This is a genomic window from Ktedonospora formicarum (assembly GCF_016587355.1).
Classification (GTDB): Bacteria; Chloroflexota; Ktedonobacteria; order Ktedonobacterales; family Ktedonobacteraceae; genus Ktedonobacter; species Ktedonobacter formicarum.
Genome location: NZ_BNJF01000002.1, coordinates 939,262 through 958,564, shown reverse-complemented (window position 1 = coordinate 958,564; position 19,303 = coordinate 939,262). Strand labels below are relative to the sequence as shown.

Below are 19,303 nucleotides of genomic sequence, written 5' to 3'. Positions count from 1 at the left end.
TCTATTGCTTCTAAAATAGTACTTGCATGCTACTTTCTTGCAAAATGCGATCACCAATTGACTGAGTCAACGTAGACAACGACATTTGAGCCAGAGAATTCAAAACCAACACGGGTCGAGGACCCCTGAGCCCAGGAACCAATTTGATAACTTAAGTAATACCATGATCCCGTTGGCAATGATATGAGATCTTGTCCACCAATAAAGCCATTCATATTCTGATCCAGTATGTACATTCGACCTCGAACATTACTCCCAGCCGCAACATATACATAACCCGAAACAACCTGACCTTTATAGGGAGGATTATTTGTGGGTGTTGTCGAGATATGAGGATAGTTGTCCGAACTGGCAAAAGTTACCATCAAAGAATGGCTTCCATCTCGCGCGACATTGGTGCTGTTTTGTACATATACATTTGGGCTGCTACGTGGTGCCCAACCTTCAAGTTGCCCATCCTCGAAGGAGCATTGGTAGAGCGAAGGAGGAATTGGGGCTTTAGTTGGCACAGGTGTAACCCCCTGTGTAGGGACAATAGTTGGTGTAGGCTGAGAGGTACTGACAGGCGATGGTGTTACCTTCGGATTTGTGGTTGCGGTCTGTCCAGGTTTAGTAGTCGCGGTATGCCCAGGTGTGGGTGACGACAGTATAGTAGTATTCTCAAATGTCACTATAGGCGTTGACTGCTTCACTTCCCTGGGCAAACCCTGTGTCCTCTGTTGCAAAAAGAAGGTCGTGCCAAGCCCACCAAGCAAAAGTAAAATTACCACTGCGGCGATGAAGATAGAGTATAGCGGCCTCTTCCTCTTAGCAGGCTTATTATGGGCAAGCGGAATAAAGCCCAGAGTTTGAGGTATGTTATCCGCCATCGCTGGTATAACAACATCGGTCGAACTGTCAGTAGATGCTGTTTCTTTAGAGGAAAATGTAGTGCCACCAGATTCAGGCTCAGCATCCTCCAAAGTCTTTGAAAGATCGCCACGCATTCGTGTGCTCAGCAAGTTACGTATAATCGAGCCTGGAACAGGCAAGTCATGATCAACCACAAAAATAGAGGGTAGAGCAGCTTCAAATTTATCGTCTTCTATCTTTTCTGTCGACAAAGGTTGAACAATTTTTTTGTCACTGGTTTTGATATCCTGACCCAAGTTCAAAATAGGGCCACGCGACCTGGAAGATCTCACCTGAGGAGCTTTAGAACTTTCAGGAGTTCCCCATATATAGGGGGTGATAGAGTCTTTAGATGCAACAAGAGAAGTAGCAGGCGATACATCTTTTTTCTTAGAAGATTCAGGCACCTGAGTTCCAGCAGGCTTCGCGTTCTTATTCTCATCCTTCGCCTGGGCGAGACTCTTAGACCACTCCCTCACCTTTTCCGATGGGAAAAGATCTCCCTCCCACTTCTTTTCTGGGGCATTCTCTTCGCTCACTTAGGGCCTCCTTTCGGTCACACACAAAAGCCAGAAGAAGGTAGGGTAAATAGAGTAGTTATAAGTAGATTTAAATAGCACATATGATGAGGCCACCTCACCTGTCTCTGGGCATGGACTTGTTCCAATAGTAGCATGAGTGGTAACAATATTCTAGTATTCTGTTACCTTTGTGCAGCAGTTTTTGATACCAAAAAGGCGAATCAGGAGCATAGCTCACACAACCTCAAATTGTGCGACTTCGCACAAACACGCTCCTTGAATTTAACTTGCCTGGCCAGACCACATCAATGCTCAACAGACCTGGGCTTCCATATGGAAACTCAATGCTTTAGCCTGCGCAAAGGATTTACTATTTGATCCACCTCTTCTCCCTAATAGCTAGCACGCCATCACGAATGTGAATCCATTGCGGACTCATCATTACAATGGTGACATTCATTAATAGCATTATTTCAATATAAATACATGATTCGTATTTTATCACCAACCAATATCATTAATTCATAATTACAAATCTATAATTATTTCAAATGGCAACTTGACATTGATAACGCTTTCAGACATAATAGTAAGGCCTTCTTTTTTCATGTAAGCAGTTTCGGCGATTGCATTGCTAGCAAAGGATTGAGATGGCATCACTAACAATAACCCTTCAGGACATCAACACCTACGAGAAAGAAACCTTCATAAGCGCATTGGCAAACCTTTTTGAGGGTCCACCCTGGATCGTCACCAACGCCTATCCTACCCGTCCATTCGCAAGCCTCGATCAATTACATCAGGTTCTCTGTTCCATTATGTATGCCGCTCCCCTGGATCAACAGGTTGCGCTTCTGCGTGCCCATCCTGACCTCGTCGGGCGTGCGGCATTGATAGGCAGCCTCTCACCAGCGTCAAAGGGAGAACAGGCTGCTGCTGGATTGGACCAACTTACTGGCGAGGAGATTGCAACCTTCCAACACAACAACAAGCTTTATCGTGAACGCTTCGGCTTCCCATTCGTCATTTGCGCCCGCGAGAATAAGAAGGAAAGCATTCTGGATGGCTTTGACAAACGGTTGAATCACACCTTTGAGCAGGAGGTTACCCTGGCTTTAACAGAGGTTGCAAAGATCTGCTCTCTACGTCTACGTGATCTTGTGGTAGATGATTCACTCTGATGGCGTTTACACCAGCGTGCACACCTAGCGCGACGCTCTAATGGAGAAGGGTATGCATAGGAACTACAGATGTACAATCAGTTATGGGAAGCTCAATATTCCGGTCTATCGGGTATATGCACAACCACTTACAAACATTACACCAATTCCTGAATCACGTTTCAAGGGTCGGCCAAATACGCTCTTCGCGCTACTCATCGATGTCGAGGTCTTCGGCAACAACTTCCTGCCCGCTTATACCGAAGGTGATAATCGTAATGTTGTTGCAACTGATAGCATGAAAAACTTTGTGCTACGCCAGGCACTCAACTTCGAGGGGTCAACAATTGAAGCTCTGCTGATTTTCCTCGGTCAACGCTTCCTCTCCACATACACTCAAATGGAGCAAATTCGCCTCACCACCCGCGAATTACCCTTCTCCCCCGCACAACTACCAGAGAAGGCAAGCACTATACTCTTCAGGCGGGAACATGGTGACTTCACGACAGCCACAATGGACTTTACTCGGGACACGAACCAACAGCCTGTTATCACAGCCCATCAATGTGGGCGGCTCCAAATGGAATTATTCAAGGTCACAGGAAGCGCCTTCACACACTTTGTGCAGGACGAATACACAACGCTTCCTGAACGCATGGATCGCCCCCTCTTCATACGCCTGAATGTATACTGGACATATACGGATGTCACATCTCTCCTGACCCCTGATCACGCGGCATATGTAGCTTCTGAACAGGTGCGCGACCTCATACAATTTGTCTTCGATGAATTTGTTAGTGAGTCGATCCAGCATCTCGTCTATGAAATGGGGTGCCGTCTGCTAGAACGTTTCCCCCAGTTGGCAACGGTTACATTTGATGCCCAGAACCATACGCGTGATCTCGTCGTGGCGGCACAAGAGGAGGAGCAAATTAAGGTCTACACAGACCCCTTTACCGCTTTTGGCAATATTCACCTGACTCTCAGCCGAACATCCGAGGAGAACCAGTCAGAGGAGCCACGTTTATGACAGGTATGCTAACAACACATGTTCTGGACACAATGCATGGTTGTCCTGCCACTGACATGAACATTGAATTATGGCGCGTCAACGTTCAGGGTAAGCGACTTGAATTACTCAAACGTACCAACACCAATGACAACGGGCGTACTGCCGAACCACTTTTGCAAGGCGCGGAACTGATTGTAGGACACTATGAGCTAGTTTTCTCAGTTGGTGACTACTTTACTGTACATGGCAGCAGCCTACCTAAGCCTGCTTTTCTAGATAAAGTACCTATCCGCTTTGGCATCGCCCAGACTGAAGATCATTATCACGTACCGCTACTGGTATCACCATGGGCGTACAGTACATACCGAGGTAGCTAGCTTCATTACAATAAACAACCGAATATCTTCTTTTTGGGAATTTGAGCGTGGTAGCGTCAGTCATCGCAATGGAATTGTGATGGATAGCAAGTGACCAGGTCCACATGAGACTGTAGGAGCCAGAAATTATGGAAACGCGACAGACATACGCGAGCGCTGCCCGCACCATAATAGATCGCTGTGAACTACTGGCGACATTCAGCGAGATACCAGGCCAGATCACACGCCGTTTTGCCACTCAGCCCATGCGCCAGATGCACGAAGTAATTAGCAATTGGTTGCGCGCGGCAGGCATGGTAGTTGAGGTCGATGCCATTGGCAACCTTATTGGGCGTTATGAGGCAAATAAACCCAACGCCAAAACGTTACTACTTGGTTCACACCTGGATAGTGTTCGTGATGCAGGTAAATATGATGGTCTGCTTGGCGTCATGGTCGCGCTATCTTGCCTGGAACGACTTCATCAAAGCAATATACGTCTCCCCTTTGCCATTGAGTTGCTTGGCTTCGCAGACGAAGAAGGTCTGCGTTATCAAAGCGTCTACATGGGAAGCAAGGCTATAACAGGGGCATTTGCTCCTGACCAGCTCACGCTTCAAGATGAGGATGGCATTACGATTGCCGAGGCTCTGCGCGCCTTTGGTTGTAACCCTGATCCCACGAACTTTTCTGTGTCACGCTGGTCTCCCAGAGAACTGCTAGGCTATTGTGAGGTACATATTGAGCAGGGGCCAATCTTGGAAGAGCGCGACATGCCACTTGCCGTTGTCAATTCCATCGTGGGGCAACAGCGCCTGCTCTTCCAATTCCACGGCGAACAAGGGCACGCCGGAACACTCCCCATGAACCTGCGACACGACGCACTTTGTGCCGCCTCTGAGTTCATATTGGCTGTTGAACAGCTCGCCGGTAGCGTCGAGGGATTGGTTGCGACTGTTGGGCAACTTGAGGTCCAACCCGGAGCCAGCAACGTTGTGCCGGGTCAAGTCCAGCTCAGCCTTGATATTCGCCATGAAGACAACACGCGACGCGCCAAATGCGCCTCCCAACTTCACGTAGTTGCTAAAAACATCTGTGCGCGACGCGGTATAGCACTCAACTGCCAGCTTGTACAGGACAGCCCAACCGTCTTCTGCGCTCAGAACCTTGTCCAACGCTGGCAAGAGGCGCTCATAGCAGAGGGTTACCCGGCTCCCCTGCTCGCTAGCGGTGCCGGACATGATGCGGTAGTCATAAGCACGCTCACAGAGATGAGTATGCTCTTTGTGCGCTGTACAGGCGGGATCAGCCATCACCCATCTGAAGCAGTACGTGAAGAGGATGTGGAGGCAGCAGTGGCAGCCCTTGAGCGTTTCCTGCTGCTCACAGCGAAGGAGGTGGAAATTGAGCCTGTATGACCTACTTATACATGATGGCATATTGGTTACATCAAACGGAGCGAAGTATGCTGACCTCGCGATCAGTGATGGTAAGCTAGTCGCCATCTCCCCACAGCTTACTGGCTCTGCGAGCGAAGAAATTGATGCTACAGGATTACACATCTTCCCCGGCGTGATCGATGCTCATGTTCACTTTAACGAGCCAGGGCGCACCAATTGGGAAGGCTTTGCCACGGGCTCACGCGCCCTGGCTGCTGGTGGCACAACCACCTTTTGCGATATGCCACTCAACGCCTCACCACCTACATTGGACGCTGCTAGCTTCGCCCTCAAACGCGAGGCGTCTGAGGCAGCCTCACTGGTCGATTTCGCGCTCTGGGGCGGGCTCGTCCCATCAAACATTGAACAGCTCGATGAGCTTGCGGAATGCGGTGCCATTGGTTTCAAAGCTTTTATGAGCAATAGTGGCATCGATGACTTCGACGCAGTCGATGACGACACACTCCAAAGGGGGATGGAACGCGCCGCCCGCCTCGGCAAGTTAGTCGCTGTCCATGCCGAGGACGACCATTTGACGACTAAACTGGCACGTGAGGCTATTAAAAAAGGTCAAACAAGCGTGCGTGATTATCTGCAAGCGCGTCCAGTCAGCGCCGAATTAGACGCAATCCAACGTGCCATTGGCATAGCAGAAGCTACAGGATGTTCCCTACATATCGTACATATCAGTTGTGGCGCGGGTATATCCCTGGTTGCTGAAGCACGAGCTCGCAATGTTGATGTCAGTTGTGAAACATGCCCACACTATCTGGTGCTGACAGAGGAAGACATGGAGCGCATGGGAGCAGTCGCAAAGTGCTCGCCACCCCTGCGTATCAAAGCGGAGCAAGAGATGCTATGGGAACATTTGCGCATGGGACATATCCAGACCATTGGTTCAGATCACTCACCCTCACCCACAACTATGAAGATAGCCCAAAGCTTCTTCCAGGTCTGGGGAGGCATCTCGGGCTGCCAATCACTACTCTCTCTCTTGCTTACAAAAGGACATCATGAGCGCAACCTACCCTTATCTCTGCTCACGACTCTCACTGCTGAAGCGGTCGCACGTCGCTTCCAGCTTCCAGGTAAGGGTAAGCTTGTAATTGGCGCAGACGCAGATTTAGCCCTGGTGGACTTACAAGCACAAACAATCTTGCACACTGAAGATCTTCACTACCGCCACCAACAAAGCCCATACATCGGTATGTCCATGCGAGGACAGATCACACAGACACTCTTACGCGGTAGAACGGTCTATAAACAAGGCCAATGCTCTACACAGGCGCATGGTCAACTGCTCACCCCTCAACGTCGATAAGTTTCTACCAAAAACACTACTGTTTGCGCCTTCCAGGCAGTTTTTTTAGGTGGAGAGTAACATTTAAGAAGAGGACATGTATGATGTGGCAAAACTGCATACAACCTACAAGTCTACCGGAAGCACTCGAACTAGTGCGCCGTTATGGTGCCAGTGCGCGTATCGTCGCAGGTGGCACCGATGTGTTAGTAGAACTTCAACGAGGCGTAAAACCAACCCAAACGCTAATTGATGTCAGCGCTTTGCCGGATCTCAAGTATGTTCGTCTGGTAGGGAACTATCTGACTTTAGGCGCTCTGGCAACGCATAACGATGTTCTCCGCTCATCGCACTGCCGTAATCACGCACCCGCGCTCGTCCAGGCATGCTCACAGGTAGGCGCACCTCAGATCCGCGCTCGCGCAACCATCGCAGGAAATTTGCTTACAGCTTCTCCTGCCAACGATACCATCCCTCCCCTGCTGGCGCTCGATGCGGAACTGGTTCTTGTCAATGAAAGGGGCGAACGGAATGTACCTCTGAGCCGCTTCTATCAAGGTGTCCGAAAAACAGAACTGCAAACGGATGAATTTCTACGCGAAATCCGCATCCCTCTAAGCAAGATAGAACGTCGGAGTCACTTCTTCAAGCTTGGACTGCGCCGTGCCCAGGCTATCTCAGTCGTTAATGCCGCATTGGTACTCATGCTGGAAAATAACATCGTCAGTGAAGCACGCATCGCACTTGGTTGTGTAGCTCCCACGGTTGTACGCGCTACGCACGTAGAGACTTTTCTCATTGGCAAACACCTTGACACGGAAACTTGCCATGAGGCAGCTCAACTCGTTGAGCGCGACTGCTCCCCATCGATGATATACGCGCCTCCGCATCCTATCGCCTACGCTGCCTCACTAACGTACTCGCTCATGGTCTTATGCAACTGGCTCATGAGGGTTTCACGCGCCCTCTTAAAATAAATCCAGTTTTGCTCGAAACAGCTAGCCTACCACCTGCTCCCCAATCCTCCTTTACAGGTGTAGTACAAACCACCATCAACGGCCAACCCTATGCTATTGCAGACGCTCAACAGAAGACGCTTCTCAATATGCTACGTGAGGACGCCAGGCTAACTGGCTGCAAAGAGGGTTGCGCGGAGGGAGAATGCGGAGCTTGTACTGTCTGGCTCAATGGACAGGCTGTTATGTCCTGCCTCGTTCCAGCAACTCAGGCTCACGGAGCGCATATTACAACTATCGAAGGGCTAGCGGACGCATCCGAACACCTTCATGCTCTTCAGCAAGCCTTCATTGATCGCGCGGCAGTGCAGTGTGGTTTCTGCATTCCAGGGATGCTCATGGCAGGCGCAAAGCTTCTGGAGGAGCGCCCACAGCCCGATATTGAAGAGATGCGAAGCGCCCTTAGTGGCAACCTCTGCCGCTGTACTGGCTATAGCAAGATTCTGGAAGCATTGATTCAAGCAGGAGAGAAGGCATGACAGAGATCGTAGGCACCTCCTTACCGCGCCCAGACGCCACTGGTAAGGTCACAGGCACCACCCGTTACCCAGCAGACCTTATGCAGCCAGATACGTACCATCTCCAGGTGGTTTTCGCCGGTCGGCCCCACGCACGCATCCTGGCGATAGACGCCCATGAGGCCCTGAACCAACCAGGGGTAATCACCGTACTTACTGCTAAAGACGTACCCTACAACGCCTATGGGCTAATCGATTCCGACCAACCTGTTCTGTGCGATGATGTGGTACGCTTCGAAGGGGATAAAGTCGCCCTGGTCGTGGCGCGCACCAAAAAAGCTGCGCTCGCGGGAGCTAGCGCAGTCAAAATCAGCTATGAAGATCTACCCGCCGTCACCGATGCGCGCGAGGCTCTAAAAGCCGAAGCCCCTCTGGTACATGCCGGGCGGTCCAGCAATCAGCTCTTCCATTTTCCCTTGCGCAAAGGCGATAGCCAGCGCGCAATGGCAGAGGCCGATATCGTGCTCGAAGAGAGCTTCAGCACCTCCTGGCAAGAGCACGCCTTTCTACAACCCGAAGCTGGCATCGCCTATATCGACGCTCAAGGTAAACTTGTTGTAGAAACCGCTGGACAATGGCTACATGAAGATCGTCGCCAGATAGCCGCTATGCTTCAACTAGCTGAAGAGGAAGTGATTGTACGCTACGCCGCAATTGGGGGCGCTTTTGGGGGGCGCGAAGATCTCTCTATTCAACATCTTCTCGCCCTGGCTGCCTGGAAACTGAAGCACGCAGTCTCTCTAGTCTGGACACGCGAAGAGTCGATCATCGCGCATCACAAGCGACACCCTGTCCATATTCACTGTCGCTGGGGAGCCAAACGCACTGGTGAGATTGTAGCTGTAGAAGCTGAGGCTGTTGCCGATGGCGGAGCCTATGCCTCGACCAGCGTGGAGGTCGTCAAGGTTATCGCACTCTTCATGACCGGCTCTTACGAAATCCCCAATCTTACCGTTGATGCCTATGCCGTCTACACGAACAACGTCCCATGCGGTGCTTTTCGCGGCTTCGGCGCGCCACAAGCTCATTTCGCCTGTGAAAGCATGGTCACGCGCTTGGCACTAGCTCTGAACCTCGATCCCATCGAGATCCGACACCGCAACCTTTATCGTGAGGGTAGCATCGAACCAACTCAGCACCCCGTCCCAAGCGGCGTGAGTGCCATACCAGTTCTTGAGCGCTGCGCCCAAGAGATCCATACAGGCTGGGGCTATACCCAGATTGCGGGACAGTGGTTCTCACCTGAGCAGCCTTCAGAGCCACACCTGAAACGAGGTATCGGCATCGCTAGCGGCATCAAAAATATCGGCTACTCTTTCGGTTTTCTAGAGAAGGCAACGGCAACAGTTGAGATCTATGGTGAGGCCGAGCTTGAGCGTGCTGTAGTGCGTATTGGCGCGGCTGATGTTGGGCAAGGTAGTCATCTCGCACTCCGCCAAATAGCTGCCGAAGTCATCAAAATAGCTCCCGAAAAAATTACCATGATCTGTGATGACAGCCAAGAAGCACCCAACGCAGGGAGTGCATCCGCCTCACGCCTGACCTTTATGGCGGGTCGCGCAGTACATGACGCAGCCCTGGAAGCACGCGAACGCTGGAGCTTTACTGACGAGTACCAGGCTTACGCGACCAGCACCTATCATGCCCCAACCACGACTGCCATCAATCCGAGCACCTTTCGAGGAACGCCTAACTACTGCTATGGCTACACAGCCCAGGCCGTTGAAGTAGAGGTCAACACACTCACAGGGCAGGTGAGTGTCGAGCGGGTCATCAGCGTCCACGACGTGGGCAAGGCCATCAATATGCAGCAGATTACCGGGCAGGTCGAGGGCTGTCTGGCTCAAGCTCTGGGTTACGCACTACTTGAACACTTCCAGGTACGTGATGGACGCGTGCAGACCTCACATCTCAGTACCTACCTTCTACCCACCGCACTCGATATGCCGCTTGACATCACTTCGGTGATTCTAGAATTAACGGACCCAAACGGAGCCTTTGGCGCACGGGGCATGGCTGAGATGCCACTCATCCCCTTTGCCGCAGCAGTAGCCCACGCTATCTACGATGCTACTGGCATCTGGCTTACCCAACAACCAATGACACCAGAACGCGTCCTTAACGCGCTCACTAGCTCGCGCCACTCCGATAGCATTTCGCACGACTAAGGAGGAGAAACATATGAGTGAAGTACACATTACCGTTGGCAAGCAGTTTGAGTTCATTGCTCGCCTCGAAGAGGAGGACGCGCCCAAAACTTGTCGAGCCTTCCTCGCCCTACTGCCTTTCCACAACAAACTCATTCAGGCCCGCTGGAGCGGCGAATCAGCCTGGATACCACTGGGTGATTTCAAAGTAGGGGTTGAGTTTGAGAACCACACTTCACACCCCGGTGCAGGCCAGATCCTACTCTATCCTGGCGGCTTTAGCGAAACCGAAATCCTCTTCCCCTACGGCTCAACAAGTTTTGCCAGCAAAGTCGGGCAACTTGCGGGTAACCACTTCCTAACCATTATCTCAGGTAACGAACAACTCAAAACGCTAGGGCATAAGATCCTCTGGGAGGGTGCACAGGACATCATCTTCGAAGCCTACTGATACGAGGTTTGGGGCGTGTTAGCACGCCCCAGTAACGTTAAACGCTATATTCGCAACATATACCCCATTCTATCTTTTAGAAATGGCAGCAACGAAATTTACCACCACTCAAGCACGGACTCCATCATTTCCAGATGAATCCAATGGGCAGCGTAGGAACGGAAAGGTACTTGTGTCTTCAATCCAAACTTGTGAATAGCATACGTGAGTCCTCTATTGCCAGCTTCAAGCAATTTCCCAACATCTTTCCCAGGAGCCAGATACCCCTTTGCGGCAGAGAAAACCAATTGCTGGCTCGCCATAAACAAGCGAAAGTAAGCTAATTTTCCCTCCTCTACAACATGACTATCTGGGTTTTCGTTGTAATACTCAGCACGTTTATTTTCCCTCTCCCGACGCGCAACCATGTGCGCCAGTTGCATCTCTTCCTCCGGGTTGAGCGCAGGATAGAGTTCAACAAGAGACTCTGTCAGTATCAGAGCGCTTTCGTTCGCCTTCTCATCAGCAGGCGACCTTTGCTCTGACACTCGCTCGACTCCCAACGATTGCAGCAGCCCATAAGTTATTCCATATTCGTTCTCGGAGACCTGCAAGGCACATAAGATATGTTGAGAGCTAATCGCAGCCTTTCCACCATTTCGCGCTTCCTGTTCCGCCCTTCCCAAAGCGTTGAGCGCCTGGGGGGTAAAGGGAGTACCAGATTCTGGATCGCCTTGATCTTTTCCGACAAGAAAAATCAGTCCCGCTCGAACATGCTCAAGGGTTGTTCCCTGCTCAATCAAAGAAGTCGCGGCACTCCCTTCGGCTAGGACACCTAACAGGAGGTGCTCAGTTCCAATGTAGTGATGCCTCAAAGAGAGCGCCTCTTCTTTAGCTAACTCAAGCACTCGTTGACCTTGCTCGGTATAATTGAGTTCCTGCTCATTCATCTGAAAAAGCTTCCTTTCTTCCGTATCAATAAGGGCTGCTTGTCGCAAGGCGCGCAATTGTAGTACTCGCACATGCACCGCGCTCAAACCCATTTCCTGACCAACCTCTGCCGCTGTATATCCATGCAGGAAACGCAAGAGGAGCACTTCACGCTCACGCGCTGGCAGCAAAGAAAGCAAATGTTGCACTCGTCTCTGCATCTGCTCATTCTCAAAGTGCTCAAAAGAGGCAGGCGCATTGTACTCTATGGTCTCTAGAGAAAGAGGAGCGAATTTCAGTTGCTCTCGCCAGTAGTCGGCGATGGTAGTACGAGCGGCGGCATAGAGCCAGCTACGAACTTGCCTCATACCACGATCTTCAAGCAGCCAGCGAAACGCTTTCAGAAAGACCTTACTGGTCAGATCATCGGCGACATCAGGCTGCTTAACCTTGTTGGAAATGAAGGAATGAACCCCTTTATAATGCTCACGAAAGATAGTCTCCATAAGAGCACGTCGCTGTTCACCCTGTTCCGAAAAGGATAATTCCATTGCTACTTCGTATTTCCCTTTTCTGTTATATACATGCAACATATATAACAGTCAGGCGTTACAAACTCCCAATCATTTACACATGCAACCTCAATGACAAACCATGGGAAAACAAATACCTACAAACCAGGATACTCTTAATTAGATCAACCCATCTATATGTAGTTCCAGCCTGCATTGAGCCTTAAACATCAACAAACAGGCCAACCATTATCCCTGGTTGGCCTGTTTGAAGAATATAGTATGCGATATGAGAATATCAATTGTGCTCATTCAGATGCTAGACTAGTCAGCGTTGTCAGCGACAAAGAAGCGACGCAACTCCTCGCCAACGCGCTCGGCTCCATCTTCACTCGGCGCAGTATGCCCAAAGCCTGGGAACTCAACACGTTCTGATCGTGGCAGGACCTTTCCTAATGCATCCATCTGCTCCCTCAAGAAAGCTGGACTTTTCTCGCCACTGAGTAAGAGCACATCAGCTTTCATATCCTTAAAGCTCGCAAGGGTTTCTTCCATCTCATCTACCAGCATCATATCTAGTCGCTGGGTAGGAATAAGATCCCACATAGAAACATCATCTGGCCTTCCTGACAGATCCTCCCCTCGTAATCGCTGCTCTACCAAAGGCTCAAGCACTGCCCTAGGAATATCGGGCAAATCCGTATCCATTTGCAAGCCCTTAAGAACAGTTATCAGCGCCGCAGTGAACCTTCTCTCAGCAATCTCTTGCAGATACTGAGGCACCCAATCTCTCGGTATTGAATGATCAATGGAGAGAGGAGGCTCATATAAAGCCACCTTCTCTATCCCTGAAAGAGTCAGAGCAGCCTGAAGGCTAATCAGCGCGCCAGAACTGAGGCCGAATACCAGATGCGCACCAGTCTTCTTTAGTAATGCTGCTAAATCCTCACACTCCTTCACCATACCATAGCCATCCCCTGGAGCGCCACTCATTCCTCTCCCTCGTCGATCGGGGATATAAATTGTGAATTTGTCAGCAAGGGATATGCCTAAGGCCATCATAAGTTGTGAGGCTTGCATACCACCGTGCATAAGCACCACACCCGGACCACTACCAAACTGTCGATATCCTATCACAGTCCCATCCGCAGAAATCACAGTACTGGTTGTATATGGTTGTAAAATCTCTGGAACGTTCATCTATCTCAAACCTTTTCTACTTGCTAATAAATCGATAATTTGTCTTAGCGATTCCGCTCGCCGCGCACAAAGAGGATAGTACCGATAACCAGGCAGAGTACAAAGAGCACAGCAATCACTATCAGATTAAGCAATGGATTAGCCAGAACAACCTGAGAGTACTCTGGTCTGCCGATATAGAAGATGCCACGCACCAGATCCACAGCATAGCGCAAGGGCACTATCCTTGCTATAAGATCCAGATACCAGGGCAATGACCGAATGGGTAGAAACACCCCTGAAAGCAAAAGTTGCGGAAAGATCAGGAACGGCATAACCATATTGGCCGTACGTTGTGTGCTAAAGATTGATGTTACCAGGACGCCAAAAGCGCCCCCGAACAGACAAATGATCAGCGAAGCTGGGATAATTAGCAATAGACTAACTAGCGATACTGGGACATTGAAAATGAATATACCAATGAGCACCAGCACAACGCCCTGAACCAGGGCGACAAGCGATTCGCCCAGGATCTTGCCAAAGACAATTGCATAGCGCGAAATTGGTGCGATAAACATCTCCTGGCTGAAATCGCTCGCCTTATCTTCAATAAGCGATACAAGACCGCTCATTGTACTTTGAAACAGAGACATTGCTAGCAGGCCAGTCATACTAAAGGTCATCAAGTTATACCCAGCGGCCTGACCAAAGCTACTTTGTAACGGTCCAGCAAGTCCACCAACCAGGATGATTGGCATAATCAGAGAAAAGATCAGGCGCATTGGTTCGCGCACGAAGCGCATGATATCGCGTCCAGCGATAGTCATAATAGCGTTCCACGTTTTATTGATATGCTTCGATTTATCTGTACGTGCAAGCGTAGATGAAATGCTCATAATAGTTCTCCTACGGCTTTTTACTCCTTATCCACAAACCTGAGCGCGCCATGCCCCCGCATGGGGTCTGCGCTAGCCATGTTCAGCGGCCTTGGATTTCGAATAAGCCCTTAGTCTTGTTTGATAATATTCAGGTAGACATCCTCCAAAGAGGGCGAATGCGTTTGCACCACACTCAAAGGCGTCGCTAACGATTTCAAGAACTGATGCACAACCTGATTTTCCATATTGATAGAGAAAAAGGCCCCTTCCTCGAAGGGCTGCCCAATTTGTTGGAGCTCCGCGCGTAGGGAATTGCGGTTTGGAGCATCGATCAGCAGGGTAGGTTGAGCCAATTCAGCTTTCAATTGCTCCGGGGTACCTGAGCTCACAACACGACCATGATTGAGGATACACACTCTATCAGCCTTCTCAGCTTCTTCCAGGTAATGCGTGGTCAGAAAGACGGTTGTGCCACTCTCAGCACGCACCTGGCGCAGGTACTCCCACAAACCCCGACGGCTCTCCGGATCCAACCCCGTCGTTGGCTCATCCAGAAAGAGTACAGCAGGCCTATGAAGCAGGCTACGCACTATTTCTAACTTGCGCTTCATACCACCTGAAAAGGTCTTAACAGGCTTAAAGAGGCTCTCCTCGATTCCCAACAACGCTGCCAATTCGCTGACCTGTGTACGATAGGCTTGTGGCATCATGCGATAGGCAAGCCGGTAAGGATAGAGTCCATATAGAGTTGCGTGCAAACGTACATTTTCTTCAGCTGTCAAATTAAGGTCAAGGCTGGGTCGCTGAAACACAATCCCTATCTGTTGACGCACCTGGAGCGACTGCGTTGCCAGATCGTAACCCGCGATGCGAACACTACCTGATGTCGGTGCCAGGGTAGTTGTCAAAATTGAGATGGCAGTGGTCTTACCCGCCCCATTGGGACCAAGCAAGGCAAACATATCTCCTTGCGCCACCGAGAATGAGACGCCATCGACTGCGTTTTTATCAGCTTTTTTATAACGCTTCACCAGATTATCAACACTGACAATGGGAGTAGCAGGCGACACCTGTATGGTATTGATATCAGGCAAGGACATAACTTCTTGAGACATCTTGCATACCCCTTTCACACAAAATGATATCTATTAATCTTTAATCATTGCAAAACGCATGGTAAACATGAATCAGTTTGTTTGTTTCATTGGGATCAGTATAGAGAAAAAAAAAGCGGTATACATCATCATTAGAGATGATTGAGAGGATGATTCCGAGAACGTCAAGAGGATGATAATCAGCTTCAAGAGGTTTGCGAAAGGGATTCTATCTCATCAGTTGAGCAAGAAGGCAAGTATTCTACTTATATGTTAAATGAGGCGCAGGTCACGCGCGATCTCGCAGGCAGCATGCCGGTTGTGCACATGGAGCTTGTGGTAGATGCTTTGTATCTGCGAACGCACTGTATTAACAGACACAACCAGTTCGCGTGCGATCTCGTGGTTGGATCGTCCACTTGCTAGCAAACGCAAAACACGTAACTCTTGTGCGGAGAGAGGTTCAAGAAGCGCTGTATTGACCGGAGTAACAATAGTAGTTGAACGCACATGTGTAAAGGCTTGCAATAGTGTCTGTACATACCCACGCAGGAGTTGTGTTCGCAAGTGAGGAAACACATCTCGTAGCAATGGGATCAAACCCTCACCCTCATCTAGAAAGATACGAACAAAACCCTCTGCGTACCCCTGCTCGAGCCCTTCCAGCAAGTAATGACGCGCCTCTGGTAATTCCTTGCGTGCAGCATATGCCTGAGCAAGAAGTAATTTAATCTGAAGCAATATCCGCCCATGTCCTGTTGCTTGCGCCAATGAGAGAATATCGAGAAGCGACATCAACGCAGTCTCAATTTCACCATGAGCAAGATTCACTCGAGCCCTAAGCAGTTCTTTACGATGATGAAAGGTTGGAAGGAAGCTTTCTATCTGCTGCTCCCGGGCAGAATTATCCATTGATTTCTCATCAGCATCTGGCATATTAAGCAGAGGCGTATTGGTACTGGGCAATCCCTGCGATCTATATGTGACATCATTCACCCAATTCTGCGCAGTCACATGATCACCTTGTAAAAGGGCAAACCGAACTAACCATGATTGAACTTCCTGATAGAAATAAACCATGACTTCGTTATCGTATTTATGCCAATCAGATAAAAGATTGACCAGGAGTTGGGTCGCAAGCGTTGTTTGTCCTTCTACATGCAGGATGCATGCCCGGGCTAATGTCAAAGGTACTTGCATGATGTCACGAAGCATTTCAGGAGCGAGATCATAATGATGTGATGCCTCTTGCTCCAGCTCACGCATCCGCTCAAGGTCGTTCCACTCATAATAGACCTGAGCCAATCCTAGACGTGCAGAAATTGCCGCGAGCTGCTCTTCCGAGAGGGACCTTCTATCGACGTTCACATCAAAATGCTTCCTTGCCTGGCGTAATAATCCTTGCTCATAACAAATAAGCCCCAACAACAGCGACATACCATTAACTGCCTGATCATGTCCTGCCGCTTTATAAAAGCCAACCACATCCACAAAAATGCCTCTGGCCTCGTTCAGTTGGTTCGACTGAAGAGCATGAATTCCCAGCACACTCATGCTTATACCACGCCAGATAGGCTCCGTTTCGGGCAACCAGGCAAGGGCTTGGCGTGCCCATGCAACTGCTTGCTCTCGTGGACCCCACCTGAACATTCTAAAAGCCCTTAGCGCCAGAACCATTCCCAGCCCCTCAAGGTTATCATTTGTACGCCAAATCTCCTCAGCTATTCGCAGCAGATCTTCAAATTTAGCTGTGATAGCCTGAGAAGGTTCTTGCTCATCATAGCTAAACATAAGCACCACAGCGTAACTAAAACACAAACGTGCGCTTTGTCGCAGGATCCCTTCTGGTAGTTGTTTTAGCCAACGTTGTATTGTCTGATGCTCCTGAACATCATGAAAGCGTGTGGTATCAATTTGTAACTCGATTAAAAACGCAGCACGATTATAGTCTTCGGCTTTAAAAGAAGCCTCAATGGCCTCCGTAAGTAAGCTATGCTCCTCAAACCAATGGCTAGCAACACGCAAAAGTGAATGCCATTCATCCTCTCCTAAGCGCAAGCGTGCCTCCTGTTGCATAGCTTCAGCGAAAAGAGCATGATAACGGTACCATTCACCACTCCCCTCAAACGCTTCGAGGAAAAGATTCCTACGCTCAAGACTCTCCAACAAAACTGTGCTATCGCTGCATCCTGTAATGGCCTCGCAGAGCGAAGGGTTCAAGCGAGTAAGTACACTGGTTCGTAACAGAAAATCCTGAAGCTGCCCAGATTGTGCATGTAGCACCTCGGCGACAAAATAATCACGAATGAGGCGATGCCCTCCACGGAAGTTGGCAAGCACCTGTTCTATCTGGGGCGCAGTTCGCTTGCCTTGTAATGAGAGAGAAAGCAATCTCAAACCAGCAGGCCACCCCTCCAGATGCACACTCAGGCGCTCAAGCGCTTCATCAGGAAGAGGCGTATCTACTGTTTGTTGCAGAAAAGCAAGCATTTCATCATGAGAAAAACGTAGATCATCTGCCTGAATGTCGTTGATTCCTCCATTCGCTCGCAATCTTGTCAACGAGAGTGGCGCTTCATGGCGTGTCATCAATATAATATGCAGCTTTGCGGGCAAACGTGAGATAAAGAAGGTGAGCATCTCATGTATTCGAGGGTCATCAATCAGATGATAATCTTCCAGAACAAGCAAGCGATGCTCAGTTTGATGATTTATTTGATTCAGAAACGATATTAAGACAGTCTCTAGCGTAAGCTGTTGTAAAGCTGGATACGTGGTCACAGGGAGCAACGAGAGTGTATGTTGATTCAGGCTAGAATCCCATTTCTGACAGGCAGTAAGCACGTAACGCCAAAAGCATATTGGGTCATTGTCATTACTATCGAGTGAGACCCAGGCAACATCCATTGAGGACTGATGCTTTGTTAGCCAGTGGCTAACCAGAGTCGTCTTCCCAAAACCGGCAGAAGCACAGAGCAATGTAAGAGTATAATCTCTCCATACATCAAGCCTAGAGTACAATTGTGGTCGCTCAACCAATGCAGGAGGAACACGTGGAGGATGTAACTTGGACTCAAGTAGCGGCATAAATTTCACCTTAGACTTCTCTATGGAACTTCCCCGCTCTTCTTTAGCCCTGGTTTTATTACGATCTACATCCACAAATAGACCCTCTTGAGCGCCAATAAAACGTGCGGCGATCTCCTCTAAGCGCTGCAAAGTCAAATCTGATGTCCGACCAACATAATGCTTGACAGTTTTCTGCTTTAGAGAACGATATGCATACCAGTAAGCCCCACTTTGCTGAACGCTCTCTTTACGCACAGTACAATGCAATCCATGCTGGCTGTAGAATGCAAATGAGCCGATTTCATCCAACCATACAAACCAATTCGAGCTCCCTGGTACTAACTCGCTTAAGACCACACTATCTCCCTTGGAGACTTCATAGGTTTGCGTTTGTGACGACCAGCGCAGTAGGTAGGGCGCGCGTCTTGGCATTGACACTCCTCAAGGGTCAATAAGTTCAGGTATTACCTAAAGCAGTATATCACATAGGCAACCTTTAGGTAATACATTGATGAAACGAGCGGCAATCAATCATTTGGTACCAAACTACATATAAGTTATTTCTTAAATTGGAACAATTAATCCATCTTATTTTTCTTTTGCTTGTTTACTTATTAAATTCTTTTTACACACAATGAATACACTTTATTCGATAATACCGATATGTAACATGCATCTTGACAAGTAATATAGAAATATTTTATAGTTCCATCAGGAATATTGATAATCTTTTTGATCCTTATTCTTCTATCACCCACATAATCACTTTTGTGATATTATATTGTTGTATTGTATATGTCATTGTAATGCGTCTCATCTAGCCGCACACCTTCTCATCTGGTTGCCTTCTG

15 protein-coding genes are annotated in these 19,303 nt (G+C 49.2%); 9 read left to right on the top strand and 6 right to left on the bottom strand.

The features are described 5' to 3' along the window. Window positions 1-50 precede the first annotated feature (50 nt). Window positions 51-1,103, bottom strand: coding sequence for a RodZ family helix-turn-helix domain-containing protein (locus K3T82_RS22985; RefSeq protein WP_220195889.1), 1,053 nt, complete (start codon window positions 1,101-1,103; stop codon window positions 51-53). A 959-nt stretch (window positions 1,104-2,062) separates the two neighbouring features. On the opposite strand from K3T82_RS22985, the gene uraD reads away from it, so the two are divergent. From uraD to K3T82_RS22940, 9 genes are all read left to right on the top strand, one after another. Then, the gene (uraD, locus tag K3T82_RS22980; RefSeq protein ID WP_220195888.1) at window positions 2,063-2,593 is read left to right on the top strand and encodes a 2-oxo-4-hydroxy-4-carboxy-5-ureidoimidazoline decarboxylase; all 531 of its coding nucleotides are present in this window, start codon (window positions 2,063-2,065) and stop codon (window positions 2,591-2,593) included. A gap of 52 nt (window positions 2,594-2,645) precedes the next feature. Then, entirely contained in the window at window positions 2,646-3,602 is a 957-nt protein-coding gene (gene pucL, locus K3T82_RS22975) for a factor-independent urate hydroxylase (RefSeq protein WP_220195887.1), read from the top strand. Continuing rightward, window positions 3,599-3,961 carry a hydroxyisourate hydrolase gene (gene uraH, locus K3T82_RS22970; protein ID WP_220195886.1) on the top strand — a complete coding sequence of 121 codons (363 nt, stop codon included), beginning with the start codon at window positions 3,599-3,601 and terminating at the stop codon, window positions 3,959-3,961. Before pucL ends, uraH begins: the two co-directional genes overlap by 4 nt. Window positions 3,962-4,089: 128 nt before the next feature. Then, window positions 4,090-5,358, top strand: coding sequence for an allantoate amidohydrolase (locus K3T82_RS22965; protein ID WP_220195885.1), 1,269 nt, complete (start codon window positions 4,090-4,092; stop codon window positions 5,356-5,358). Further along, window positions 5,351-6,700, top strand: a complete 1,350-nt coding sequence (locus tag K3T82_RS22960) for an allantoinase (protein WP_420799336.1) — start codon at window positions 5,351-5,353, stop codon at window positions 6,698-6,700. The genes K3T82_RS22965 and K3T82_RS22960 overlap by 8 nt, the downstream gene beginning before the upstream one ends. Window positions 6,701-6,780: 80 nt before the next feature. Continuing rightward, entirely contained in the window at window positions 6,781-7,656 is an 876-nt protein-coding gene (locus K3T82_RS22955; RefSeq protein WP_220195883.1) for an FAD binding domain-containing protein, read from the top strand. Between the two features lie 8 nt (window positions 7,657-7,664). After that, the gene (locus K3T82_RS22950) at window positions 7,665-8,174 is read left to right on the top strand and encodes a (2Fe-2S)-binding protein (protein WP_220195882.1); all 510 of its coding nucleotides are present in this window, start codon (window positions 7,665-7,667) and stop codon (window positions 8,172-8,174) included. Then, entirely contained in the window at window positions 8,171-10,381 is a 2,211-nt protein-coding gene (locus K3T82_RS22945) for a xanthine dehydrogenase family protein molybdopterin-binding subunit (RefSeq protein ID WP_220195881.1), read from the top strand. Before K3T82_RS22950 ends, K3T82_RS22945 begins: the two co-directional genes overlap by 4 nt. A gap of 13 nt (window positions 10,382-10,394) precedes the next feature. After that, entirely contained in the window at window positions 10,395-10,811 is a 417-nt protein-coding gene (locus K3T82_RS22940; protein ID WP_220195880.1) for a DUF3830 family protein, read from the top strand. A gap of 98 nt (window positions 10,812-10,909) precedes the next feature. Here the strand turns inward: K3T82_RS22940 and K3T82_RS22935 are convergent, their stop codons facing one another. From K3T82_RS22935 to K3T82_RS22915, 5 genes are all read right to left on the bottom strand, one after another. Next, a complete protein-coding gene (locus K3T82_RS22935; protein WP_220195879.1) occupies window positions 10,910-12,271 on the bottom strand; it encodes a sigma-70 family RNA polymerase sigma factor in 1,362 nt (453 codons plus the stop codon). A 285-nt stretch (window positions 12,272-12,556) separates the two neighbouring features. Continuing rightward, entirely contained in the window at window positions 12,557-13,432 is an 876-nt protein-coding gene (locus K3T82_RS22930) for an alpha/beta fold hydrolase (RefSeq protein ID WP_220195878.1), read from the bottom strand. 44 nt (window positions 13,433-13,476) lie between these two features. Further along, window positions 13,477-14,307, bottom strand: a complete 831-nt coding sequence (locus K3T82_RS22925; RefSeq protein ID WP_220195877.1) for an ABC transporter permease — start codon at window positions 14,305-14,307, stop codon at window positions 13,477-13,479. A 110-nt stretch (window positions 14,308-14,417) separates the two neighbouring features. Then, complete coding sequence (locus K3T82_RS22920; RefSeq protein ID WP_220195876.1) at window positions 14,418-15,404, bottom strand: ABC transporter ATP-binding protein; 987 nt, start codon at window positions 15,402-15,404, stop codon at window positions 14,418-14,420. Window positions 15,405-15,656: 252 nt separating this feature from the next. Next, window positions 15,657-18,884 (bottom strand): winged helix-turn-helix domain-containing protein, encoded by a 3,228-nt coding sequence (locus tag K3T82_RS22915; protein WP_220195875.1) that lies wholly within the window; start codon window positions 18,882-18,884, stop codon window positions 15,657-15,659. Between the last annotated feature and the right edge of the window lie 419 nt (window positions 18,885-19,303).